Source organism: Pseudomonas sp. GXM4 (genome assembly GCF_008923895.1).
Classification (GTDB): Bacteria; Pseudomonadota; Gammaproteobacteria; order Pseudomonadales; family Pseudomonadaceae; genus Aquipseudomonas; species Aquipseudomonas atacamensis.
The window spans coordinates 1-21,695 of record NZ_WBRZ01000038.1; the positions used below are offsets into that span (position 1 = coordinate 1).

At 62.4% G+C, this 21,695-nt stretch carries 25 protein-coding genes and 1 pseudogene; 3 read left to right on the forward strand and 23 right to left on the reverse strand.

Annotated features, from left to right (window positions below):
• The 22 genes from F8N49_RS08115 to F8N49_RS08220 all read right to left on the reverse strand — a co-directional run.
• The coding region (locus F8N49_RS08115) for an excinuclease (protein ID WP_151551115.1) at positions 1 to 405 on the reverse strand (405 nt) is incomplete at its 3' end.
• Positions 406 to 538: 133 nt separating this feature from the next.
• Positions 539 to 982, reverse strand: a complete 444-nt coding sequence (locus F8N49_RS08120; RefSeq protein WP_016772042.1) for a hypothetical protein — start codon at positions 980 to 982, stop codon at positions 539 to 541.
• Between the two features lie 29 nt (positions 983 to 1,011).
• Positions 1,012 to 2,238, reverse strand: coding sequence for a beta-ketoacyl-ACP synthase (locus F8N49_RS08125; protein ID WP_151551116.1), 1,227 nt, complete (start codon positions 2,236 to 2,238; stop codon positions 1,012 to 1,014).
• The gene (gene fabG, locus F8N49_RS08130) at positions 2,238 to 2,966 is read right to left on the reverse strand and encodes a 3-oxoacyl-ACP reductase FabG (protein WP_151551117.1); all 729 of its coding nucleotides are present in this window, start codon (positions 2,964 to 2,966) and stop codon (positions 2,238 to 2,240) included. The genes F8N49_RS08125 and fabG overlap by 1 nt, the downstream gene beginning before the upstream one ends.
• The gene (locus tag F8N49_RS08135; RefSeq protein ID WP_122508508.1) at positions 2,959 to 3,423 is read right to left on the reverse strand and encodes a hotdog family protein; all 465 of its coding nucleotides are present in this window, start codon (positions 3,421 to 3,423) and stop codon (positions 2,959 to 2,961) included. The genes fabG and F8N49_RS08135 overlap by 8 nt, the downstream gene beginning before the upstream one ends.
• Complete coding sequence (locus tag F8N49_RS08140) at positions 3,420 to 4,616, reverse strand: beta-ketoacyl-[acyl-carrier-protein] synthase family protein (protein ID WP_151551118.1); 1,197 nt, start codon at positions 4,614 to 4,616, stop codon at positions 3,420 to 3,422. The genes F8N49_RS08135 and F8N49_RS08140 overlap by 4 nt, the downstream gene beginning before the upstream one ends.
• Positions 4,613 to 5,221, reverse strand: a complete 609-nt coding sequence (locus tag F8N49_RS08145; protein WP_243241427.1) for a hypothetical protein — start codon at positions 5,219 to 5,221, stop codon at positions 4,613 to 4,615. The genes F8N49_RS08140 and F8N49_RS08145 overlap by 4 nt, the downstream gene beginning before the upstream one ends.
• Positions 5,221 to 5,946 carry a class I SAM-dependent methyltransferase gene (locus F8N49_RS08150; protein WP_151551119.1) on the reverse strand — a complete coding sequence of 242 codons (726 nt, stop codon included), beginning with the start codon at positions 5,944 to 5,946 and terminating at the stop codon, positions 5,221 to 5,223. The genes F8N49_RS08145 and F8N49_RS08150 overlap by 1 nt, the downstream gene beginning before the upstream one ends.
• Positions 5,943 to 7,190, reverse strand: coding sequence for an NAD(P)/FAD-dependent oxidoreductase (locus tag F8N49_RS08155; protein ID WP_122705111.1), 1,248 nt, complete (start codon positions 7,188 to 7,190; stop codon positions 5,943 to 5,945). Before F8N49_RS08155 ends, F8N49_RS08150 begins: the two co-directional genes overlap by 4 nt.
• Positions 7,177 to 8,340, reverse strand: coding sequence for a sodium:proton antiporter (locus tag F8N49_RS08160; RefSeq protein WP_151551120.1), 1,164 nt, complete (start codon positions 8,338 to 8,340; stop codon positions 7,177 to 7,179). Before F8N49_RS08160 ends, F8N49_RS08155 begins: the two co-directional genes overlap by 14 nt.
• Complete coding sequence (locus F8N49_RS08165; protein WP_151551121.1) at positions 8,337 to 10,667, reverse strand: MMPL family transporter; 2,331 nt, start codon at positions 10,665 to 10,667, stop codon at positions 8,337 to 8,339. Before F8N49_RS08165 ends, F8N49_RS08160 begins: the two co-directional genes overlap by 4 nt.
• Positions 10,651 to 11,253 (reverse strand): outer membrane lipoprotein carrier protein LolA, encoded by a 603-nt coding sequence (locus tag F8N49_RS08170; protein ID WP_122747992.1) that lies wholly within the window; start codon positions 11,251 to 11,253, stop codon positions 10,651 to 10,653. The genes F8N49_RS08165 and F8N49_RS08170 overlap by 17 nt, the downstream gene beginning before the upstream one ends.
• Positions 11,250 to 11,675 carry a thioesterase family protein gene (locus tag F8N49_RS08175; protein WP_071174164.1) on the reverse strand — a complete coding sequence of 142 codons (426 nt, stop codon included), beginning with the start codon at positions 11,673 to 11,675 and terminating at the stop codon, positions 11,250 to 11,252. The genes F8N49_RS08170 and F8N49_RS08175 overlap by 4 nt, the downstream gene beginning before the upstream one ends.
• Positions 11,668 to 13,212, reverse strand: a complete 1,545-nt coding sequence (hutH, locus tag F8N49_RS08180) for a histidine ammonia-lyase (RefSeq protein WP_151551122.1) — start codon at positions 13,210 to 13,212, stop codon at positions 11,668 to 11,670. The genes F8N49_RS08175 and hutH overlap by 8 nt, the downstream gene beginning before the upstream one ends.
• Complete coding sequence (locus tag F8N49_RS08185; RefSeq protein WP_073471618.1) at positions 13,193 to 14,140, reverse strand: glycosyl transferase; 948 nt, start codon at positions 14,138 to 14,140, stop codon at positions 13,193 to 13,195. Before F8N49_RS08185 ends, hutH begins: the two co-directional genes overlap by 20 nt.
• A complete protein-coding gene (locus tag F8N49_RS08190) occupies positions 14,137 to 14,871 on the reverse strand; it encodes a glycosyltransferase family 2 protein (RefSeq protein ID WP_151551123.1) in 735 nt (244 codons plus the stop codon). Before F8N49_RS08190 ends, F8N49_RS08185 begins: the two co-directional genes overlap by 4 nt.
• On the reverse strand, positions 14,864 to 16,543 hold the full coding sequence (locus tag F8N49_RS08195; RefSeq protein WP_151551124.1) for an acyl-CoA synthetase family protein: 1,680 nt from the start codon (positions 16,541 to 16,543) through the stop codon (positions 14,864 to 14,866). Before F8N49_RS08195 ends, F8N49_RS08190 begins: the two co-directional genes overlap by 8 nt.
• Complete coding sequence (locus F8N49_RS08200) at positions 16,540 to 17,085, reverse strand: membrane protein (RefSeq protein ID WP_016772027.1); 546 nt, start codon at positions 17,083 to 17,085, stop codon at positions 16,540 to 16,542. The genes F8N49_RS08195 and F8N49_RS08200 overlap by 4 nt, the downstream gene beginning before the upstream one ends.
• Positions 17,082 to 17,336 (reverse strand): acyl carrier protein, encoded by a 255-nt coding sequence (locus F8N49_RS08205; RefSeq protein ID WP_016772026.1) that lies wholly within the window; start codon positions 17,334 to 17,336, stop codon positions 17,082 to 17,084. The genes F8N49_RS08200 and F8N49_RS08205 overlap by 4 nt, the downstream gene beginning before the upstream one ends.
• A 9-nt stretch (positions 17,337 to 17,345) precedes the next feature.
• Positions 17,346 to 17,621 carry a phosphopantetheine-binding protein gene (locus F8N49_RS08210; RefSeq protein WP_039756723.1) on the reverse strand — a complete coding sequence of 92 codons (276 nt, stop codon included), beginning with the start codon at positions 17,619 to 17,621 and terminating at the stop codon, positions 17,346 to 17,348.
• The gene (locus tag F8N49_RS08215; RefSeq protein ID WP_073471622.1) at positions 17,599 to 18,411 is read right to left on the reverse strand and encodes a 1-acyl-sn-glycerol-3-phosphate acyltransferase; all 813 of its coding nucleotides are present in this window, start codon (positions 18,409 to 18,411) and stop codon (positions 17,599 to 17,601) included. The genes F8N49_RS08210 and F8N49_RS08215 overlap by 23 nt, the downstream gene beginning before the upstream one ends.
• Positions 18,387 to 19,112: a beta-ketoacyl synthase chain length factor gene (locus F8N49_RS08220; protein WP_073471623.1), complete on the reverse strand. Its 726-nt coding sequence runs from the start codon at positions 19,110 to 19,112 to the stop codon at positions 18,387 to 18,389. The genes F8N49_RS08215 and F8N49_RS08220 overlap by 25 nt, the downstream gene beginning before the upstream one ends.
• A gap of 356 nt (positions 19,113 to 19,468) precedes the next feature.
• Between F8N49_RS08220 and F8N49_RS08225 the strand changes: the two genes are divergently transcribed.
• On the forward strand, positions 19,469 to 20,239 hold the full coding sequence (locus F8N49_RS08225; protein WP_024011296.1) for a ParA family protein: 771 nt from the start codon (positions 19,469 to 19,471) through the stop codon (positions 20,237 to 20,239).
• 130 nt (positions 20,240 to 20,369) lie between these two features.
• Here F8N49_RS08225 and trxC read toward each other — a convergent pair whose 3' ends face one another.
• Positions 20,370 to 20,804: a thioredoxin TrxC gene (gene trxC / locus F8N49_RS08235; protein ID WP_071174171.1), complete on the reverse strand. Its 435-nt coding sequence runs from the start codon at positions 20,802 to 20,804 to the stop codon at positions 20,370 to 20,372.
• Positions 20,805 to 20,997: 193 nt separating this feature from the next.
• Here trxC and F8N49_RS08240 point away from each other — a divergent pair.
• Together F8N49_RS08240 and F8N49_RS08245 are read left to right on the forward strand one after the other, a co-directional pair.
• A pseudogene (locus F8N49_RS08240) lies at positions 20,998 to 21,295 on the forward strand (type II toxin-antitoxin system HigB family toxin).
• On the forward strand, positions 21,292 to 21,693 hold the full coding sequence (locus F8N49_RS08245) for a type II toxin-antitoxin system HigA family antitoxin (protein WP_151551125.1): 402 nt from the start codon (positions 21,292 to 21,294) through the stop codon (positions 21,691 to 21,693). The pseudogene F8N49_RS08240 and the gene F8N49_RS08245 overlap by 4 nt, the downstream one beginning before the upstream one ends.
• The last annotated feature ends 2 nt before the right edge of the window (positions 21,694 to 21,695 follow it).

Sequence of the window (21,695 nt, forward strand, 5' to 3'; positions counted from 1 at the left end):
CACCCGGGTAACAAAAACTCCTGCCCGGCACTCGTACGTATTCAAATCCTTGCGCACATGCTGGTCGTAGTAACTGACGATATTCACAACCGCATTCGCCCCAACGCGCTTGGCATCAGCCTGCAATTTGATCAGATTCGACTGCAACACCCATTCACACGAAGCCTGATCGCTCTTGTTGAAGCCGTTGGTTTTCAAATCACTGACCACCCCTTGGCGCAGCAACTGCTGAGTGCCCTGCGGCCCGTTGCCGATCAGGTAGAACTTCACACTGCCATCCAGCCGACCGGCGCGAATGGCGTCCGACAGCACGGTTTCGAAAGGCATGTACATGAGGTTGGTGGCATGGCTGGCACTGGGCAGTAGCGCGAAAAGCGCAGCGGCGATCAGGGCTTTCACTTGCATGGTCATCTCCTTTGACGGTGAAAGAGACTGCGAGGGCAGGTTACGGTGCTGCGACCTGCATCAGCGAGTGTAGATGCTGTTCAATCACCGCAAAAAAAGGGCGCCAAACGGCGCCCTTTGTCGTTTCTGGCGTTTACTGAACCTTCGCCAGATCACCCTTCAACGCCACGCCCGCCATGATCGCGCCGGCGTGGCATTCGTAGGTTTGCGCGTCCTTGCGCTCGTTGCGCTTGTAAAAACTGACGATGTTGGTCACGGCGTTGGCGCCGGCGTTTTTCGCGGCCTGGTGCAGGCTGATGATTGCCGATTGGGCAACCCATTCGCAGGCGACTTCGTCGGACTTGTTGAAGGCGTTGGTTTTCTTGTTGGTCACGGCGTCGGGGCTGACCACGGTGACTTTGCCCGCCGGGGTGTTGCCGGCCAGATAGAATTTCACGCTGCCATCGATCTTGCCCGAGCGGGTGGCTTCGGCGACGGCTTTGTCGAATGGCAGGTAGACCGCCGTGTCGCGGGCTTGGCTGATCGCTGGCAGTGCGCAGAGCAGCAAAGTGACGGCGGCGAGTTTGTTGAAGTGCATGTAGGTCTCCTTGACCTGGATTGATTCGGTTATGCCCAGCGGCGGAAGATCAACGAAGTGTTGACGCCACCGAAAGCGAAGTTGTTGTTCATCACGTAATCGTGGCGCATCTGGCGAAATTCGCCGCGCAGGTAATCGAGCTTGCCGCAGTGCGGGTCGACCTCGTCGAGGTTGAAGGTGTGCACGTAACGGTCGCTGTTGAGCATCTCGATGCTGAACCATGACTCCAGCGCACCGCAGGCACCGAGGGTGTGGCCGAGAAAACTCTTCTGCGAGCTGATCGGCATGTGCTCACCGAACAGGCTGCTGGTCGCCAGCGTTTCGGCGATGTCGCCCTGTTCGGTCGCGGTGCCGTGGCCGTTCACATAGCCGATGGCGTCCGGGGTGAGGCCGGCATCTTCCAGGGCCAGCTCCATGGCGCGGCGCATCGTGACCTGTTCCGGGCGGGTGGTGTGCTGGCCGTCGGCGTTGCTGCCGAAACCGACGATTTCCGCGTGAATGTGCGCGCCACGGGCGAGGGCGTGTTCCAGCTCCTCAAGCACGAGCATGCCGCCACCTTCGCCGATCACCAGACCGTCGCGGCCCTTATCGTACGGGCGAGGGCTGGTCTGGGGTGCATCATTTTTCAGGCTGGTGGCGTAGAGCGCGTCGAACACCATGGCTTCGGTCGGGCAGAGTTCTTCGGCGCCGCCGGCGAGCATCAACGGCAGGCGGCCAAACTTGATTGCCTCGTAGGCGTAGCCGATGCCCTGGCTGCCGCTGGTGCAGGCGCTGGAGGTGGGGATCAGGCGACCGGTGAGGCCGAAGAAAATGCTGATATTGGCGGCGGTGGTGTGCGGCATCATCCGCACGTAGGAGTTGGCGTTCAGGCCCTCGGCTACCGAGTTGAGCAGCATGTTGCCGAACGCTTTGATTTCGTCGGTGCTGCCGGTAGACGAACCACAAGCGACGCCCATGCGCCCGTCCTTGATCGATTCGTCACCGAGCAGGCCAGCATCGGCCAGAGCCTTTTCTGCTGCGCCGACCGCCAGGCGCGAAACCCGGCCCATGCTGCGCAACTGCTTGCGGGTCCAGTGCGACGGTACGAGAAAATCATCGATAGGCCCGGCCAGACGCGTGTTCAGCTCAGTGAAGCGATCCCACTCGTCCATGCGGCGAATGCCGCTGCGATTGGCCGCGAAATTGCCGGCAATGGTCGGCCAGTCGCTGCCCAGCGAGGTGATGCCGGCCATGCCGGTGACGACGACGCGCTTCATCAGCACAGGCCTCCGTTGACCGCCAGCACCTGGCGGGTGATGTACGAGGCTTCCGCCGACATCAGGAAATTCACCGCAGCAGCCACTTCCACAGGGGTGCCCATGCGTTGCGCGGGGATCATTTTCATCAGCTCCTCCACCGGCACGTTTTCGTCGAGCATGGCCGTGTCGATCAGGCCAGGGGCGACGCAGTTAACCGTAATTTTGCGCTTGCCCAGCTCGATCGCCAACGCCTTTGCCGCACCGATTACGCCGGCCTTCGAGGCGCTGTAATTGACCTGGCCACGGTTGCCGATCAGGCCCGACACCGAGGTGATGCAGACGATGCGCCCGGCGGCGCGACGACGGATCATCGGCATCATCACCGGGTGCAGAACGTTGTAGAAACCGTCGAGGTTGGTGCGCAGGACCACGTCCCAATCGTCATCGCTCAGCGCCGGAAACGCGCCGTCGCGGGTCAGCCCGGCGTTGAGCACCACGCCGTAATAGGCACCGTGATTTTCGACATCGGCTTCGAGAATGCTTTTGCAGGTTTCACGGTCGGCGACGTCGAATTGCAGGATGCGTGCGCGGCGGCCCAGCGCTTCGATTTCGGCCTGCACCGCTTGGGCTTCGGGCATGCCGCTGCGGCAATGCAGGACGATGTCATGCCCGGCCTGCGCCAGACGCAAGGCAATGGCGCGGCCGATGCCCCGGCTGGAGCCGGTGACCAGTACGGATTCAGTCATCGTGCGACTCCTTTGTCTGTTGCAGATATTGGTTGGCTTGCGGCGGACGGAACACGTTCAGCCGGGCGCTGGCATGAATGCCGTCACCGTGGATGTGACATTCGAATACGCCCATGCCGTTGTCGTCTTCCAGTGAGCGCAGGCCATGGATGGTCAGCTCGCTGCCGGGCGCAAAGGCTTCGACGTTGCACTCGAATTTGCGCGTGCCGAGGAGAAAGCCGAGCTCCACCGGATTGCCTTTTTGCCGGGCGTGGCAACCGGCGAAAGCGGCGACGCTCTGCGCCATCAGCTCGACGCCGACCCACGCCGGCAGGCTGCCATCGGGCAGGTTGAACAGGCCGGCGGGCTTGACCGTCAGGCGAGTGAAAATCTGCTCGTCATCGAAGCGCTCGATGGCGTCGATCAGGATCATGTCGCCGGCATGCGGCAGCAGTTCGGCGAGCGGCCAGTGGCTCATGGTGCGTCTCCGATTATCAGGCTGACGTTGTTGCCGCCGAAGGCAAACGAGTTGCTCATCAGGTAGCGCGGTGCAATGGACGTCAGGCGTTCGCTCGCGGTCACCCACTTGAGCGGCGGGAGCGCGGGATCGGCCTGGCCGTCCCAGATATGCGGCGGTAACGCCTGTTCAGGGTTTTCGGCACTCAGGCTCAGCCAGCAGAACGCCGCTTCCAGCGCGCCGGCAGCGCCGAGGGTGTGGCCGGTCAGCGGTTTGGTCGACGAGCAGGCGACGCCTTCGGGAAACAGCGCCGCGACCGCCAGACTTTCCATTGCGTCGTTGTGCGCAGTGGCCGTGCCGTGCAGGTTCAGGTAGTTGATTTGTGCGGCTTGCAGTTGGGCGCGGCCAAGGGCTTTTTGCATCGCTTGCAGAGCGCCGCGACCGCTCGGCTCCGGCGCGGAAATATGGTGCGCATCGGAGCTGGCGCCCGTCCCCAGCAGGGCGATGCCCGGGCCTTCGCCGCGCTGTTTGCTCATCACGAACAGCACCGCTGCTTCGCCGATATTGATGCCTTTGCGGTTGGCAGAAAAAGGATTGCAGCGTTCGTCTGAAACGGCTTCCAGCGAAGAGAAACCGTTCAGCGTGAGCTTGCACAGACTGTCGACGCCGCCACACAGCACCGCGTCGCACAGGCCCAGATCGAGCAGGCGCTGGGCGCTCATCAGCGCGCGGGCGCTGGAGGTACAGGCAGTGGAAATCACGTAGGCCGGGCCGCTCAGTTGCAGCCACTCAGCGAGGAAATTCGCCGGGGCGCCGAGTTCCTGCTGGCGATAGTCGTACTCGGGAGGAAATTGTTGTTCGCGGATGTAATGCGCCAGACCACGGCTGGCCTCGTCGATACCCGAGGTGCTGGTGCCGAGCACCACGCCGATGCGCTCACGGCCATAGGCCCGGATCGCGCGGTCGATGTCATCGCGGACTTGCAGCGCGGCTTCCAGCAACAGCTGATTGTTGCGGCTGCTGTGCTCGACCAGTCCGGCGGGGATCGGCGCCAATTCACCGTGCACGCCGGCGACAGGCAGTTCACGCTCGGCGACCCAACCGGACTCGTGGCGCATTCCCGAGCAGTCGCCGGCAAACAGATTGCGCGCGACTTCAGACTTGTCGCGGCCCAGGGCGCAGATCACGCCGAGGGCATTCAGGTAAGCGGTCATGGCGTCGATTCACCTAACTGGGAAACGCGATAGTGCGGGCCTTGGGGCAGATTCAATTGGAAGCTCAACGGTTGTGAATAGCGGATGTTCCAGCGCGCCGGCAGTGAACGCTGATCGGCCTGTTGCCGGGCGTCGGGATAATTGCGCAGCAGTTCGGCGGAAGGCGTCAAAGCGAACAGCAATGCGGCGAACAACTCCCGCGCTTCCGGGTTCGGCGGCAGCAGACCGTCGGCCTGCCAATGCCCGTCGATCAGTTGCTGGCGGGCCTGGGGAATCCCCAGCGGATCCATCATCGACCAGCGCGTGCCGGCGCCTTCACGCTGGATCACCAGCAGCCAGTCCTGACGTTGCCCGGCCTGCTCGCGCTCGATGTGCAGTTGCAGCGGCAGAGGCAGTGTCGGGTTGGCCGCTGGTAGCGGTGGCTGGCTGGCGCAGGCACTGAGCAAGGCAAATAGCAGCAATACTAGCCACACCACAAACCTTGTGGGAGCTGGCTTGCCAGCGATGGCGTCGGCATATCCTGCATTTTTTTTGACTGACACACCGCCATCGCTGGCAAGCCAGCTCCCACAGGGACCAATGTATTCAGGCCGAAAGTGGCGCATCAGATAGCCCCTGCAAGCGGCTTGCGCGCGACGACGTTTACCAGCGTCTCTTCGCGCTCACCGAATGGCTTGGGTTTGCTCAACCCCAGCCGCTCCAGCAAACCAAAATCCTTCGACCGGCTCCACCACAGATACGGGTAGGAAACATTGCGCTCGGCAAACTCGAAGCCCTGCTCGCGAATCATCTGCAGGTAGCCGGCGGCGCTCTTCTGCACATGCATCGGATGGCGGAACAGCCAGCGAATCACCCAGGTATCAATGTAAGCCTCGGTGGACTCGGCGAACAGCAGATAGCCGCCCGGCTTGAGCACGCGATAGAACTCGGCCAAGGCCTTTTCCTGCTCGACCAAGTGGTGGAAGGTCTGGTGGCAGAACAGCAGGTCGACGCTGGCATCGGCGACGTTGAGCGTGGCGCAATCGCTGCCGATCAAGTCGACTGGCATGCCCAGGCGCGTGGCCTCTTCGGCGCTGAGTTGCAAACTGTGCGGGTCGGCGTCGACGCCGATCAGGCGCTGCGGGGCGAAGGTCTGGCGCAGGTGGCCGAAGGACTTGCCCTGACCGCAACCGGCGTCCAGCAGCACCGGGTGTTCCGGCAGCGCTTCACTGAACAAGCCACGCAAATCGTTGATCGCCACGCGCAGCACGTGGTGCTGCCAAGTGTGGCTGCGCAGGAACCAGAGGCCGAAGCGGGTTTCCTCGACGTAACTGTCGCTCAGGTAATTCATGAGGCGTCCTGCGCGCAGAGTTGGGAAATCATCTTCAGCCGGCGCCGCGCTTCGCTGACGAACGGGTTGCGCTCGTCCCAGGCGTAACCGGCGAGGATCGAGCAGATCATCCGGCGAATCTCCGCCTGGCTGTCCTCGTAGAAAATCACGTCCTGGAAGGTGCCGGCGTACCAGCCTTCGACGTAGCAGCGGAAGGTGTCGACGCCGCGTTTCAGTGGCTCGGCAAATTCGCTTTGCCAGTCGACCGTTTCACCCTGCAACTGACGGTGCAGCACACCGGCGGCCATGCTCGCCGAACGCATGGCGATGGTCACGCCGGAGGAGAACACCGGGTCGAGGAATTCTGCGGCGTTGCCCAGCAGCGCGAAGCCCGGGCCATGCAGGGTTTTCACATTGGCCGCGTAGCCGCCGAGGGTGCGCGCCGGGGTGTCCCAGACCGCGTTGTTCAGAACCCCGGCGAGGCTCGGCGTCTCGGCGATAAAACTGCGCAGGCAGGCATCCAGGTCGCTGTCGCGGCCCTGAAAGTGTTCCTCAGCCGCGACCACGCCCACCGAGCAGCGGCCATTGCTGAACGGGATGGTCCAGAACCACACATCGCGATGCTCGGGATGGGTGGTGACAAGGATCTTTTCGCGGTCGAACGCCGGATTGTCGATGTGATCTTCAACGTGGGTGAACACCGCCTGGCGCACCGGGAAATTCGAAGGCGCTTCGAGGTCGAGCAGACGCGACAGCACGCGGCCGTAGCCGCTGGCGTCCAGGACGAAATCGGCTTCGACGCGGTACTCGCTGCCATCTTCGCGGCGCACATCGAGTTGCGGTTTCGCCTGATCGAAATCGACGCTGACGATCGCATCGCCATAACGGATTTCCGCACCTTGCAATGCCGCTTGATCGGCCAGCAACTTGTCGAAATCAGCGCGCTGCACCTGGAACGTGGTCGGCTTGCCGGCGGTGAAGGTGTCGCCAAAATCGAAGGCGCTGTAGCGCTCGCCCCAGGCAAACGCCGCGCCGGTCTTGCGCTGGAAACCGGCGGCGTTGACGGCGTCGAGCATGCCGGCTTCTTCGACGAAATCCAGGCAATGGCTGAGCAGGCTTTCGCCGATGGAGAAGCGCGGGAAGTGCTGGCGCTCGAGCACCAGCACATCGTGGCCCTTGCGTTTGAGCAGGGCTGCGGCGATAGCACCGGACGGGCCGGCACCGATGATCACGACCTGACGGGATTCCATTTCAACGATTGGCACGTGAGCTCCGGGGCAAGGGACTGTTCAGATTCAGGGGCGCGCGATGCAGGCCGATCAGGGCAGGCAGCAGCGTCGCGATCAGGCCCATCAGCATCAGCGCGAAATACAGCGCCGGAGTGATGAGCTGTTGTTGCAATAGCAGATTGAGAAAGACGATTTCGCTCAGGCCGCGAATGTTCAGCAGCACGCTTTCGCGCCAGCGGCTGGCGCCAGCGAACGAGGCGCCCGCCCAACCGAGGCCGAGCCAGTTGCCCAGCAGTTTACTGGCAATCGGCAACAGCAGCAGCGCCGCCCACTGCCCGGCGCCAAGGCTGGCGAGGGCGCTGTGCACGTCGATCTGGACGATACCGAACGTGAGGATCAGCGGGATCGCGATCCACGTCTGCAAGCGGCTCATCCAGCGTGCCGGCAACGGCAGCACCAACGGCACTTTCAGCAGCGCCATGCACAGCAGATAGCCGATGCCGAAAATCAGCGCGTTGAGTTTGTAATGCTCGGCCATGACCAGCAGGGCGAAGAAGCCGAGGCTGTAGGTCAGAGGGCGACGCACGCGCAGCAGGTGCAAAAGCAGTGGCACGCCGGCCATGGCCACAGGCAGCAACAGGCTGCTCAAGTGCAGGCTGCCCTGGGCGAGGCCGAACAGCGTCCAGCAAGTCAGATCGATAAGGATCGCGGTTTGCACCAGACGCCGTGTGGCAGCGGGCGGGTAATCGATGTGACGCAGATACAGGTACAACACCGGGATCGCCGTTATGGCGAAGACCAGTCCGATGGCCAGTGCGTTGAGCCACGGCTGCGCCGGCAGCAACCAATACGCGACCGCCAGCCCGCAAGCGAACGGCACAGCGAAACTCGGTACAGCGATTTTCACGCTCTGGCGATCCAGACGCAGATCGATGACATCGCTGAGGATATGCCCGAGCAGCAAGGCGAAGCTCAGGCTGTAGAGGTTTTTCAGCCAGTCCGGAGCGATCAGTTGTGCGCCGCTGAGCTGCCAGCCCGGCTCGATCCAGAAGTACATCAGCAGCGGCAAGCCGAAGCTCGCCAGCAGCAACTGACTGACGATCGGAATCAGGCCGAAATGACGGCCGACCCGGGTCGCCAGGGCAAACAGCGCCAAGGCCAGCAACCAGAAGCCGAAGATCATCATGCGCTTGTCTCCGCAGCCGGTTCATGGCGCCCGGCCCACGGCGCGAGCATGAAGCTGAAGGCCAGGCCGAGGCTTACCGACAGGCCGAAATTGCTCACCGCCGGCGTACTGGAGACCGCCAGCAGGCCGAACGACAGCCACGTCGTCACCGCTGCGAGCAAGGTGCCGAGCAGGCTCACCGCCGCGCCGCCGACCTGTTCACGCATGAGGATTGCGTAATCGACGCTGATCGCCGTCACCAGCAACAGGCCGAACAGGCTGAACAGGGTCAGCGGCTGACCGAGCCAGCCAAGGCTGGCCAGACTGCACAGCGCCGCCAGCAGCGGCAGGGCGACGATACGCAGGGCGCCGGTCAGGCCGAACGGCAGCATCAGCACCAGCACGATCAACACGCAGGAGGCCAGTTTCAGTTCGGCGGCGCTGATCTGCGTGGCGGCAAAGACCGTGTTCAGGTCACCGAGGCGATCGACCAGCACCACCCCCGGCAAATCGAGCGCTTGCACGCGCAACAACGACGGATTGTTCAAGCCCTGCAAACTGGTCATCGCTGCGACGCCGTCTTCAGTCGGTCCAAGCCACAGTGTCCGATACGGCTCACCGAGCGGGCCGGCCAGCGCGGCGTCGATGTCTTCGGCGGGCAGGGTCTGCAATTGCTGCAATTCATTTTGCAACGCAGCCACCGGCACGCCGAGATCGAGCAGCGGTTGCCAGAACGACGGCAGCTTGTTCAGTGATTCACGCACTTGCTGTTGCTGGCTCGGCGCGCTGACCAGTTGATCGAGGGCCAGATAACCTTGCAGTTTGTCGAGGTTGACCAGTTGCTGCAGGCGCTCGCTCAGCGCTGCCTGGCGCTCGAGCAATTGCTCCTGATTGGCCGCACGGACGAGGAAGAACTGGCTGGTCGGTTGATACCCCGTGATGCGCGCGATGGTCTGCGCTTCGTCGGTCAGATGCTGCGGCGCGCCGACCCATTGGCGGATATCGTTTTTGCTCTGCAACTGCATCAGGCCGCCGACGCAGAAGGCGATCAGCAGGGCCAGCAGCGCGGGCGTGCGAATGCAACCGAGCAGCGCCTCACGCAGATGAATCAGGCGTTCGGCCAGGCGCAGCGGCCATTGCGCCGGGCGCAGTTGGACATTTTTCAGCAGCGCCGGCAGCAGGCAGACCGCCGACAGATAGGCACCGAGCAAGCCGGCAGCGGAGAACACGGCGATCTGCGTCAATGCCGGGAACGGCGTCCACGCCAGCGCCAGGTAGCCGATAACGCTGGTGATCAGGCTCAGGGTCAGCCCCGGCAAGGTCAGGCGCAGGGCCGGCCAGCTGCGCCAGGGCTTGAGACTCCAGCTCTTGGACAGATAGTGCAGCGGGTAATCGACGGCAACGCCGATCAGACTCGAGCCGAGCACCAGCGTCATCACATGCATGTGGCCGAACAGCGCAACGCAGGCCACCGCGCCGAACAGCATGCCGACCAGCACCGGGACGAACGCCAGCAACACGCCCCAACGGCGAAACGCCAACAGCAGCAACAGCAGAATGCCAACCGTCGCACCACCGCCGACCCAGGTCATTTCGCGGGTGGCTTGTTGCTGGCCGTTGGCGGCGTAAAGCAGGCCACTGGCGGCGAGCAACTGCACGTCGCTTTTTGCCGCTTGTTCGCGGCTGTGCTGGAGCAGCTCTGCCACTTGCAACGGCAGGTTCATGTCGAAGGCATTGCCCGTGGTGCGCGCACGCAGCATCACCCAGCTCTTGCCGTCGGCATCGGCGACCAGTGCGCCGCTGCCAATGTCCAGTTGCACCGCGCCGTGTTTCGGCTGGCTGTTCTGGATGCGTCCGGTCAGGCCAAGCCAATCGTCCTGGCTCGGCACCAGGGTAAAGCCGTTGAACGGGTCGAACAGCGCCTGCACACGCTGCTGGATGAACGCGTCGGGGTGCTCGCTGAGTAGCTGCCGATCATCCGCCGAGAGCATCGCCAAACGCCCTTGCAGCAATTGCTTGCGCAGCGCCGGCAAGTCGGCTTGCAGGTTCCACTGCACGGTTTCGAACAGACCGCTGGCCTGCCATTGTTCGCCCAGTTGCTGGGCCATGGTCAGCGCTTGCTGGCGATCGGCGTGGCCGACCAGCACCAGCATTTCGCGATTGAGCGGTTCTTGCATGCGCTGTTCGGCGCGCACTTCCAGCGCGTCTGGACTGGTCCCGGGTACCAGCTCCATGAGATTGGCCGACAGCGGCGCACCGTCGCGCCACTGCCAGGCAGCCAGCGCGACGACGGCCAGCAGCAGGCTCAGAAACAGCCAGGGCAGCTTGCGTTCACTCGGCAAAGTCATGTTGCTCCGCTTCGCTCAAGGGTTGCTCGGCCGTACTGTCGTGCATGCGCAGCAGGGTGCTGTCGCCCTGGGTTTCCAGCAGCTCAATGGTTTGCACTAGGGCGCCGCCATCGATATTGATCTGCTTGAACACTTGCTTGAGCAGCATCGAACGCGGCGTCAGGGTCAGTTGCCACTGCTGCGCCGTGCCGCTCAGGGCCAGTTCGAAATCGCGCTGCAAACCGCTGCTGTCACCTTGCAGCACGGCGAGGAACAAACGGTTCTGCTCGGCGCCGGCGCTCTTGTTCGGCAGCAGTTGCCAGCCGTTGCTGTCACGGCGGGCGATGCCATTGGCGGTGATGCGGTAATCCTGTTGCAGCGGAGTTTTCAACAGCCACAGCAAGCCATGATTTTTCGCGAGGACGAAGCTGCCCTTGCTGATCAGCGGCTGCGGCAGGGCGCGCAGGTGTTTTTCCTGGATGAACTGGCCGTGGATAACATCCGGTTTCGCCAGTTGTTCACTGAGTTGTTGCAGGTCGAAGGCATTGGCCCATGACGACAAGACCAGCAGCGTCAACGCGCCGAGGCTTCTGAAAAACACATTCATCGCAGCATCCTTTCTACGGCATCGGTGAAGACTTTGGGTGAAGCCAGTTGCATCTCTCGGCTGCTGACTTCGACAGCGACCTGCACGGAGCTTGCGCGGGTCAGGCGTTCGCCGGTCTGCAGGTCGCTGATCAGATAGTTGATCTTCAGACGGTTTTCCCACTCGACCAGACTGGCGCGCACGTTCAGCCGCTGGCCGAACACCGCGCTGCGCACGTAGCGCAGTTGCAGGTCGATGATCGGCCAGGCGTAACCCGACTCGACCATGTGCGTGTAGTTATGGCCGATCTTGTCCAGCAGCGCACAGCGCGCCACTTCGAGGTATTTGACGTAATGGCCGTGCCAGACCACGTGCATAGTGTCGACGTCGAAAAACGGCACCAGAATTTCGGTATCGGCATGAAGCACTCCGGCACTACGCATGCAGCCTCCAGTGTTGCGCGGCGATGCGTTGCAGGCACAGGCGCAGTTCGCCTTCCAGCGCGCGGTCTTCGATGACCGGCGGGAAGTCTTTGCCGAGCTCTTCGTGCATCGCCGCCAGTGCCGGCGGCAGCGGACGCGCATCGGAGGCTTGAGCGCGCAGCCACACGCCCTGGTTGGCGGCGAGCAGGGTGGCGGCGGCGACCTGTTCGGTCAGCTCCAGCACGCGAATCGCATCACGGGCGGCGATGGTGCCCATGCTCACCTTGTCCTGGTTGTGGCATTCGGTGGAGCGCGAGAACACGCTGGCCGGCATGGTGTTCTTCAACGCTTCGGCGGTCCAGGCGCTGGTGCCGATCTGCACCGCCTTGAAGCCGTGATTGATCATGGCCCGATCGGCGGGTGCGCCGGAGAGGTTGCTCGGCAAGCCGTGGTTGTAGCGCTCGTCGACCAGCAACGCCAATTGCCGATCAAGCAGATCGGCGACGTTGGCCACGAGGTTTTTCAGGCTGTCCATAGCGAACGCAATGTGCCCGCCGTAGAAGTGCCCGCCATGCAGAACGCGCTCGGCTTCGGCATCGATGATCGGGTTGTCGTTGGCGCTGTTCAGCTCGGTTTCGATGAAGCCGCGCAGCCAGTTCAGGCTGTCGGCCAGCACGCCGAGCACATGCGGCGCGCAACGCAGCGAATAACGATCCTGCAGACGATGCAGTGGCGCGGTCGGCGCGTCGATCGCCAGATCCTTGCGCAGCCACGCGGCGACCTGCATCTGCCCCGGGTGCGGCTTGGCGGCGAACAGGCGTTCGTCGAAGTGCTCCGGATTGCCTTGCAGCGCGACGACGTTGAGCGCGGTGATGCGCGTGGCCAGTTGCATCAGATAATCGGCGCGAGCGAAGGCGAGGCAGGCGAGGCCGGTCATCACCGCCGTGCCGTTCATCAGCGCCAGCGCCTCTTTCGGGCGCAGCACCAGCGCTGTCCAGCCGAGCTCGCGATGCACGTCGGCAGCCTGACGACGTTCGCCACGGAACAGCACTTCACGCTCGCCGGACAGGGTTGCGGCGACATAGGAAAGAGGCGTCAGATCGCCGCTGGCACCTACCGAACCCTCTTCGGGAATCAACGGCAGGATGTCGTATTCGAGAAACGCATGCAGACGCTCCAGCAGTTCGACGCGCACCCCGGAAACGCCGTGACACAACGACTGCAAACGCGCCGCCAGCACCGCGCGGGTTGCCTGCGCGTCGAGCAGTTTGCCCAGGCCACAGCCGTGGAAGGTGTAGAGATGACGCGGCAGCGCCTCGACGTGATGCAGCGGCACCGCGACCACGCAGGAATCGCCGTAACCGGTGGTGACGCCGTAGATCACACCTTCCTTATCCAGCAGCGAATCGAGAAACCGCGCGCCCTTGGCGATGCGCTCGCGATAGTCGGCGTCAGCCTGCAACTGCACGGGCGCCTGACGGTTGGCCAGGGCCAGCACGTCTTCGATGCGCAAAGGGCGTTCGCCGAAGGTTACCGGCTCATGGGTTGGCGTCGTCATCGGTCTTCCAGAAAGGGTAAAAGTTGAACCATTGCTGCGGGGCTTCGAGGCAATAGTGACTCAGGCGCTGCGCGTAGCGAGTGGCCCACTGATGAATGACCTGCTCGCGCTCGCGGCGTGTCCACACCACCGCGTCGGCGAACGGTTCGAGGGTCAGGCGATAGTGGCCGTCGGGTTGCTTGAGACACATCAGCAGGTTGACCGGGCACTTGAGCAGGCCGGCCAGCAACCATGGGCCTTGCGGAAATGGCGCCGGATGGCCGAGAAAATCCACCGTCACGCTGCGCCCGCCATGCAGTGGCACGCGGTCGCCGGCAATCGCCAGCCACTCGCCGCGTTCCAGTCGTTCATGCAGTTGCAGCATGATCACCGGGTCGAGTTCGCTGACCTGAATCAGGCGCAGATTGGTCGCCCCGGCCTCGCCAAGCAAGCGGTTGAATTGTTCGGCGTGCTTGGTGTGCACCAGCACGTTCATGGTGACCTTTTCGCCGATCTCCGCCAGCGCCCGGCACACTTCGAGATTGCCCAGATGCGCGCCGACCAGCAGTTGCCCGCGACTGCCGCGCAACTGCTTGCGCAGCAGCGCCGGGTCGATGATTTCGATCTGCTCGATGCTCAGCTTGCCGTTCCACACATCGAGCTTGTCGAGCAGCGAATCGGCAAAGGTCATGAATTGGCCGAACACCCGCCAGTGGCTCGGGCGCAGGTCGTCGCGCCGGCTCCACGCGGCCAGCCGCTGCTGGTACTGCCAGGCACTGCGCCGGGCGATCCGGCCGAACAAAAAGAAATACAGGACGATGCCGTACAGCAACGGACTGAGCAGGCGCCGGCCGAGGACTTTGGCGGCGAATGCAGTGAATTTCATCAGCAGGAAACTGCCGCGCTCTTCGCGGTCGGCCCAGTGCTTCTTGTCGACTTCTTCACTCATGGTTTCCACCGCCGCCAGAGAATCAGCGGCCAACGCAGCAACATGCCGAAGAACAGCCGCGTGTGCATGCTGGAAATCAGCGCGTTGTCATGGAACAGGCGAAAGTGCGATACACCGTCCAACGGGTAATGCACGCTGGTCTGCAGCCAGCGCATCGGCTGATTGCGCCAGGCCAGCCGCACAAGGATGTCCGAGTCGAAATCCATGCGCTTGCCGACCTTGGCCGAATCGATCACCGCCAGAGTCGGCGCCAGCGGATAAACACGGAAGCCGCACATCGAATCGCGAATCTGCAACGACAGGGTGTTGATCCACACCATCACGTGGGTCAGGTAGCGTGCGTACAAACGCCCTTTCGGCACGCTCTCGTCGAACAGCGGATAGCCGCAGATCATCGCCTCGGGATGAGCGCGGGATTCGCCGACGAAGCGCGCGACGTCGTGCAAATCGTGCTGGCCGTCGGCATCGACCTGCAAAGCATGGCTGTAACCCAGACGCGAGGCTTCACGCAGACCGGTCATCACCGCGCCGCCCTTGCCCTGATTGGCTGTGAGACGCACCAGGAAAACCCTGTCGCGCTCGGCCAGAGTGTCGAGCACCCGTGCGCAGGACTGCTCGCTGGCGTCGTCCACCAGAATGCACGGCAGACCTTGTGCAAGCAGGGCATCAACCACGGTGGTGATCGCGGTTTCGTGGTTGTACACCGGGATTACGGCGCAGGGGTTATGCATGGGCAGGCCCCAGGAGAATGCGTCCGCTGGAACACGTCGCCGTGTCGTTGCGATAAGCGAAATACAACTTGCCGCGCTCGGCATCGAAACGCAGATGCAACTGGATTTCATCACCCGGGCGCACCAGTTGCTGGAATTTCAGCACTTCCATTCCGGCAAACGCGCCGTCCAGCTTCAGCAACTGCCGACCCAGATTCAGCGCCCACTCCACCTGCACCACACCGGGCAACACCGGTGCCTTGGGAAAGTGTCCGCTGAAGTAGGCCAGATCCGGCGGCACGCTGAGTTGCAGGCTCCATTCGCCGTCGCTTGCACTTTGCTCCAGCACTTCGGGGGCTTTCGGCCGAGCGGCCAGCAGCAGCGCTTCGACGTCGGCTTGCGCCAGTTTGCCCTGGCTGTTCAACGGCATCTGCCGCAGCAGGCGCCAGCGCCGGGGCAGGGCGAGGGCTTCGCAATGCTGGCTCAAATGTTTGCGCAGGGTTTCGGTCAGGTCGCGGCGACCGTGCTCGCGCAGGGCGAACAGGCCCGATTCGCTGAGCACCAGCAGCGCACCGAGCGAAGCGCGGTTTTCCTGCACGACACCGAGGCGCGCTTCGGCGACCCAGTCATGGGCTGCCAAGGCCTGCTCGAGCATCGGCAGCGAGATGCGTTTTTCTTCCAGTTTGACGATGCGGTCCAGTCGCCCCAACAGTTCAAAACGACCATCGGCGGCGATGCGCGCGGCGTCAGCGCTGTGTTCGACATGGCCGGCAGGCAGGTAAGGCGAGGCGATCAGCAGGGCGCCGTCGCTGTCCTGGCTCAGTTCGACGCCAGCAAACGGCTGCCACAACGACTCGCCTTGACGCCAGGCAATGCCGCCGGTTTCCGAGCTGCCGAGGATTTCTGTCGGCCATTGCTGCAAGCGCTGGTGCAGGCTTTGCGCCGCTTCCGACGGCAACGCGCCCCCGGAAGAAAACACCCGGCGCACCGCGCTCAGGGCCGGCCAGTCGAGGTTGTCGCCCATGCGCTTGAGCAGCGCCGGGCTGGCGACCCAGGCGAAGGCCGGGTATTCGCGGCTGGCGCGCTGCAAGTCTTCGGAAAAGGCCAGTTGCCGGCGCACAAACGGGCGCCCGGCGCACAATGGCCACAACACGCGAAACAGCAGGCCATAGATGTGTTGCGTGGCGACGCTGCCGATGATGCAGGCTTCACCGAGGTCTGCGCCCCACAACTGCTCCAGCGCTTCGACCTCGTTGGCCAACTGGCGCAAGGTCTTGTCGATGCGCTTGGGTTCGCCGCTGGAGCCGGAAGTGCACAGGCTCAGGCGGCATTGATCGAGATCCAGTTCTGCACCGGGCAGGCCGGGCTGAGTGAAGTCGTGCAACTGGGCGTCGCCGGGTTGATCGGTCAGCCATAGATCGACTTCCTGCGACCAGCGCTGACGCGTCTGCGCTTGCAGATCCGCCGGCAGCAATACCCTGACGCCGGCACGCCAGGCACCGAGCAGGGCGATGGCAAGGTCGGCGGCATCTTCCAGATGCACGGCCAGCCTTTTCACGCCTCGGCTTTGCAGACCCGCGGCGACGCTCAAGGCCTGCGCTCGCAGTTGCGTGTGATCGAGGGCCGGCGCCTGGCAGATCGCCCGTGCCGGCAGTGCCTTGAGCAACAGCTGCTCAAGTTTTATCCAATTCATGTACGGCCTCTTACCCGTTGTCGTATCAGCCATTCAATGGCAAACATCAGGCCGATCAATCCATAGGAGATCAGGCCGGTGTACAACATCCACCAATCCAGCGGCGCCCACAGGGTGAGGAGGGCGGCGCACAAACCGTTGCAGAAGAAAAACACGCTCCAGGCCAGCGTGACCTTGCGCGTATAGCGAATGGCAACCTCCGGCAGTTCCGGCTCGCGCAAGCGCGCCAGACGCTCGACCATTGGCGGGCCGTATTTCAGGCTGGCGCCGAACAGCACCAGCATGAATGCGCTGATCAGCACCGGGTACCAGCGCAGCAGCTGCGGGCTGTCGAACACCGCCAGCAGCAGGCAGAACACCATCGCCACGCAAGCCATCCACAGGCTGCCGGGCTTGCGTTCGCCGGTCAGGGCGCGCGCCAGCCACAGGCTGCCCAGCAGCAGTGCAAATTGCCACGGGGCGAAATGCTCCATGCCGAAATACACCGCAAAGGGGTACAGCAGACCGGCCAGCAGCAGGCCCAGGCCGATCAGTCGGCTCATGCGGCCGGTTGAACCAGACGGAACACCGCCTCGACCACGTCACCGACGGTGCGCACCGATTTGAATTCTTCGGCGGCGATTTTCTTGCCGGTCTGGCGTTTGATGTGATCGATCAGGTCAACCGCATCGATGCTGTCGATTTCCAGATCCTGATACAGATTGGCGTCCATGCTTACGCGGGCCGGATCCAGCTCGAACAGCTCGACCAGGGCATCGCGCAGGGTGTTGAAGATATCGTCACGAGTTTGCATGGTCCGGTCTCAAGCTGCCTGTTTTGCCGTGACGAATGCCGCAAGGCTGGCCACGTTGGTGAAATGGTTGCGGGTGTCTTTGGCATCGGCGTCGATCTTGATGCCGTATTTTTTCTGGATCGCCAGGCCCAGTTCCAGCGCGTCCACGGAGTCCAGGCCGAGGCCTTCGCCGAACAATGTCTGCTCGTCGCCGATGTCCTCGGGGCTGATGTCTTCGAGGCCGAGGGCATCGATGATCAGCAGTTTGATGTCACGCACCAGGCTAGCGGTGTTCAGTTCGCTCATCTGCGGCGAGCTCCTTAATGAAATAGTCATGCAAATAATCGTTGAGCTTGCGCGAGGCCTGCGGTGCGGGGCCTTGCGCGGCGAAGGTCTGTGGGTCTATATCGGCCCCCACGCGAAAACTGAAGTGCACGCGGCGATGGGGGATGCGATACCACGGCTCGGCTTTGGTCAGGGTGGTCGGGCTGACCTTGATGATCACCGGGGTAACGATTTTCGCACCGCGCAGGGCAATTGCCGCCGCCCCCCGATGAAAGGCCGGCGCCTGCCCCGGCTGGGTGCGCGTGCCTTCGGGGAAGATGATCAGGGTCTGGCCGTCCTGCAACGACTGCGCGGCTGCGTCGAGCATATCCATGCTGCCGTCGTTGCTGATGTACTCGGTGCGGCGCAGCGGGCCACGGGTGAACGGGTTTTCCCAAAGGGTTTTCTTCACTACGCAATTGGCGTGGCGCACCAGACCGATGAGAAACACCACATCGATCAGCGACGGGTGGTTGGCGATGATCATCTGCCCCGGCCGGCCGAGGCGCTCGGCACCCTCGATGTTGTAAGTGAGCACGCCGGTGCGGGCCATGAAACGCACGAAAAACCAGAACAAGCGACTGACCGTACGCCGCGCGCGCAGGCGATGGACCAGCGCGTCACCGGGCAGGCAGGCGAGCAGCGGAAATACCAGCAGGCGCAGACACAGCCCGCCTAGCCCGAACAAGGCGAAGCTCGCAGCAGTGGCCAGCAGGCGCCAGTAGTAGGCGTCGCGGTGTTTGGCGGTCACGGGTTGCGATGCCAGGTCCATACACGATTTTTCCACGCATGTTGGCAGTCAGGTTGCTGGCCGAGCAGGGTTCGCAGCAGGTTGAGCGCGTGCGGCCAGTGCGCCTTTGACCGGGTTTCGGTGCTGCTGTTCAGGGTCAGCCGCCAGTCGGTACCGGGCGTGAGCAATAAACCCAGCGCGTAAGGGAACGGCACATCATCGACCCACTGCGAGTACGCCTCGGGCGGTTGCTCTTCGGTGATCACCAGCAGCACCGCCGGGGCGCCTTCATCAAGCAATGCGGCCGCTTCGAGCATGCCATGTTCCAGACCATCGCCAGCCGCCGCGAGGGCGGTCATTTCGCTGGTTTCACCGCGCATGATCGACCACAAACCGATGATCGCGTTATGCACTGAAAGGCTGAATTGGGTTGGCGACAAGGGCTGTTCGGTGGCCAGATCGCGGAGGATTTCAAACGTGCGTGGGGTTTCGCCGTGCCGCGAGACGAACACCAGTGGCAGATGGACCCGGCCTTCGGCCAGCGGCCAGCCAACGCTGAAGGCCATCCGCGCCAGGCGGCTGAGGCGACGGCGTTGCATGGCCGGCAGAAACGACACATCGGGCGCGGCATCACTGCTCTGCAGCACGACCGGTTGTCGGCTCCAGGCCTGCCAGGCGTCCACGCTGTCGAGCCCCGGGGCCCACGCGCGCCATTGGGCGATGTTGAAGTTGATCACGGACATTCATCCTGCCCCTGCGGGCTTTCGTTGACGCGTTGAGTCGCCAGCGCCGCAGCAGGCTTGGCTTGGCGCAGGGCGCCGGGTGGCGCGCATTATCCCGGTGCGACGGGTGTGTAGCAAATGTTGGTTACATTTTGCCCAACAAAATGTACCGAGCGGTTCGCTGCATGGCTATCACTTGGCCATTATCCAGATTTGACGCGGCGTGTCTGTCAGGTGTCTCTGGGATGGCTGGCGGTTTTTTCCATGTCTGGGCGTCGATTTTTACACCTGACGACGTAGTCCATGTCGGTGAAGGTAGCGAAGCGCGGTCACCGCCAACTACACTCGGTCATTCTTTGATACACGGAGGTTTGGTCATGCGGCGCGTGGTGTTCAATCAGAAAGGTGGCGTGGGCAAATCCAGCATCGCCTGCAATCTGGCGGCGGTCAGCGCCAGCGAGGGTTATCGCACGTTGTTGGTCGACCTCGATGCCCAGGCCAACTCCACTCAGTATCTGACCGGGCTCACCGGCGATGACATTCCGATGGGCATCGCCGATTTCTTCAAACAGACGCTGTCGTCCGGGCCGTTCTCGAAAAAGAATCAGGCGGACATCTACGAAACCCCGTTCGATAACCTGCACATCATTACCGCCACCGCCGAACTGGCCGACCTGCAGCCCAAGCTCGAGGCGAAACACAAGATCAACAAGCTGCGCAAGTTGCTCGACGAATTGTCCGAGGACTACGACCGAATCTATCTCGACACCCCGCCTGCGTTGAATTTCTACGCGGTATCGGCGCTGATTGCTGCGGATCGGGTATTGATCCCCTTTGACTGCGACAGCTTTTCACGTCAGGCCCTGTACGGACTGATCGCCGAGATCGAAGAGTTGAAGGATGACCACAACGAAGGGTTGGAAGTCGAAGGCATTGTGGTCAATCAGTTTCAGGCGCGGGCCAGCCTGCCGCAGCAGATGCTCGATGAGCTGATTGCCGAAGGCTTGCCAGTGCTGCCGGTTTACCTGAGCAGTTCGGTGCGCATGCGCGAGTCGCACCAGGCCAGCATGCCGCTGATCCACCTCGATCCACGGCACAAGCTGACCCAGCAGTTTGTGGAACTGCACAATCTGCTGGAAGACCACTGATTCCCCGACTCACACGCAAATTCTGTGGGAGCGAGCCTGCTCGCGAAGAGGCCGGCACATTCAACATCGGCGCTGAATGATCGACCGCCTTCGCGAGCAGGCTCGCTCCCACAGGGGGCTCTGTGTTGGGTCAGATGCCTTGGCTACGCAGCCACGCCATCAACTGCGGCAATGGCAACGCACCGCTCTGGCGCGCCACTTCCCTGCCGTTTTTAAACAGAATCAGACTCGGAATCGAGCGAATCCCCAACTGCGCCGACAACTGCTGATTCGCCTCGCTGTCGAGCTTGGCCAGCCGACACTTGCCCGCCAGTTGCGCCGCAGCCTGCTCGAACACCGGCGCAAACGACTTGCACGGCCCACACCACTCCGCCCAGACATCCACCAGTAACGGCAGATCGCCCTTGATCTGACTGGCGTAATCGCCCTGCTTGAGTTCGAAGGGTTTGCTCAACAACACCGCAGACTTGCAGCGCCCGCATTTGGGCTGGTCAGCCAGGCGCTCGGCGGGGATGCGATTGAGGCCGTTGCAGGTGGGGCAGGGGATGAGGAGTGGGGTGGTCATGAGCGGAATCCGAAAGAGAGCTGATGACAGGTAGGTGGAGACGTTTGCTCATATTTTCAATCGTGCACCATTCGAGGTTAGACCTAGGCTGAGATTTACCGGACGCACCGTCGGTCTGTCTGCTTCTATCGCACATTGCGATAATCGCGCCCTTCGATTAACTTCCCATAGCAGAATGCGATAAGGATGTTGCATGCATGTGTTTAGCGAAAAACCCATCAGAGAGGCCAAGGAAAAATGGCCACAATCCGCGAGCGCACTGGCGCAGTGGTTTCGACTGGCAAAAGAGAAGCTGTCCCAAGGACTTCTCGGCGATGAAATCGATATTTCCTGCGATCGACAAGGTGGGCCAGTTTCATGTCTTTGACCTGGGCGGCAACAAGCTGCGACTGATAGCTTTCGTCAGTTATCGATCGCAGAGGTTTTACATAAAATATGTTCTGGATCATCGCGAATATGATCGGGGCAAATGGAAGGAAGGGAAGGTATGAGCGTTTTGATCAAGACAGTGGCCGAGCACTGGGAATATGTCGCTCCGCTGGTTCGAAAGCCGAAGAGCGAAGAGGATTATGACGCCTTGGTGCGGGCGGTCGATGAGATACTCGAACTAACCGGGGAAGATGAGTCGCATCCATTGATGAGCCTTTTGGACATCATCGGTGACTGGATCGAGGAATGGGATCGCACCCATCATCCGATGGCTGAAGCGAGCGGTGAAGAAGTGCTCGGCTATATGATGCGCGAACACGGCCTCACTCAGAGCGACCTTCCTGGCGTGGGTACTCAATCCGTCGTGTCAGAAATTTTGAGCGGGAAACGAAAGCTCAACCTGCGCCAGATCCGCTGGCTCGCTGAACGTTTCAATGTACCGATCGAAGTGTTTATCTGAGT

What these genes read in the sequence shown, in the direction of transcription:
- F8N49_RS08120 (WP_016772042.1), bottom strand. Translation starts at nt 982, where the DNA reads ATGCACTTCAACAAACTCGCCGCCGTCACTTTGCTGCTCTGCGCACTG.
- F8N49_RS08125 (WP_151551116.1), bottom strand. Translation starts at nt 2,238, where the DNA reads ATGAAGCGCGTCGTCGTCACCGGCATGGCCGGCATCACCTCGCTGGGC.
- fabG (WP_151551117.1), bottom strand. Translation starts at nt 2,966, where the DNA reads ATGACTGAATCCGTACTGGTCACCGGCTCCAGCCGGGGCATCGGCCGC.
- F8N49_RS08135 (WP_122508508.1), bottom strand. Translation starts at nt 3,423, where the DNA reads ATGAGCCACTGGCCGCTCGCCGAACTGCTGCCGCATGCCGGCGACATG.
- F8N49_RS08140 (WP_151551118.1), bottom strand. Translation starts at nt 4,616, where the DNA reads ATGACCGCTTACCTGAATGCCCTCGGCGTGATCTGCGCCCTGGGCCGC.
- F8N49_RS08145 (WP_243241427.1), bottom strand. Translation starts at nt 5,221, where the DNA reads ATGCGCCACTTTCGGCCTGAATACATTGGTCCCTGTGGGAGCTGGCTT.
- F8N49_RS08150 (WP_151551119.1), bottom strand. Translation starts at nt 5,946, where the DNA reads ATGAATTACCTGAGCGACAGTTACGTCGAGGAAACCCGCTTCGGCCTC.
- F8N49_RS08160 (WP_151551120.1), bottom strand. Translation starts at nt 8,340, where the DNA reads ATGATGATCTTCGGCTTCTGGTTGCTGGCCTTGGCGCTGTTTGCCCTG.
- F8N49_RS08165 (WP_151551121.1), bottom strand. Translation starts at nt 10,667, where the DNA reads ATGACTTTGCCGAGTGAACGCAAGCTGCCCTGGCTGTTTCTGAGCCTG.
- F8N49_RS08170 (WP_122747992.1), bottom strand. Translation starts at nt 11,253, where the DNA reads ATGAATGTGTTTTTCAGAAGCCTCGGCGCGTTGACGCTGCTGGTCTTG.
- F8N49_RS08175 (WP_071174164.1), bottom strand. Translation starts at nt 11,675, where the DNA reads ATGCGTAGTGCCGGAGTGCTTCATGCCGATACCGAAATTCTGGTGCCG.
- hutH (WP_151551122.1), bottom strand. Translation starts at nt 13,212, where the DNA reads ATGACGACGCCAACCCATGAGCCGGTAACCTTCGGCGAACGCCCTTTG.
- F8N49_RS08185 (WP_073471618.1), bottom strand. Translation starts at nt 14,140, where the DNA reads ATGAGTGAAGAAGTCGACAAGAAGCACTGGGCCGACCGCGAAGAGCGC.
- F8N49_RS08190 (WP_151551123.1), bottom strand. Translation starts at nt 14,871, where the DNA reads ATGCATAACCCCTGCGCCGTAATCCCGGTGTACAACCACGAAACCGCG.
- F8N49_RS08195 (WP_151551124.1), bottom strand. Translation starts at nt 16,543, where the DNA reads ATGAATTGGATAAAACTTGAGCAGCTGTTGCTCAAGGCACTGCCGGCA.
- F8N49_RS08200 (WP_016772027.1), bottom strand. Translation starts at nt 17,085, where the DNA reads ATGAGCCGACTGATCGGCCTGGGCCTGCTGCTGGCCGGTCTGCTGTAC.
- F8N49_RS08205 (WP_016772026.1), bottom strand. Translation starts at nt 17,336, where the DNA reads ATGCAAACTCGTGACGATATCTTCAACACCCTGCGCGATGCCCTGGTC.
- F8N49_RS08210 (WP_039756723.1), bottom strand. Translation starts at nt 17,621, where the DNA reads ATGAGCGAACTGAACACCGCTAGCCTGGTGCGTGACATCAAACTGCTG.
- F8N49_RS08215 (WP_073471622.1), bottom strand. Translation starts at nt 18,411, where the DNA reads ATGGACCTGGCATCGCAACCCGTGACCGCCAAACACCGCGACGCCTAC.
- F8N49_RS08220 (WP_073471623.1), bottom strand. Translation starts at nt 19,112, where the DNA reads ATGTCCGTGATCAACTTCAACATCGCCCAATGGCGCGCGTGGGCCCCG.
- F8N49_RS08225 (WP_024011296.1), top strand. Translation starts at nt 19,469, where the DNA reads ATGCGGCGCGTGGTGTTCAATCAGAAAGGTGGCGTGGGCAAATCCAGC.
- trxC (WP_071174171.1), bottom strand. Translation starts at nt 20,804, where the DNA reads ATGACCACCCCACTCCTCATCCCCTGCCCCACCTGCAACGGCCTCAAT.
- F8N49_RS08245 (WP_151551125.1), top strand. Translation starts at nt 21,292, where the DNA reads ATGAGCGTTTTGATCAAGACAGTGGCCGAGCACTGGGAATATGTCGCT.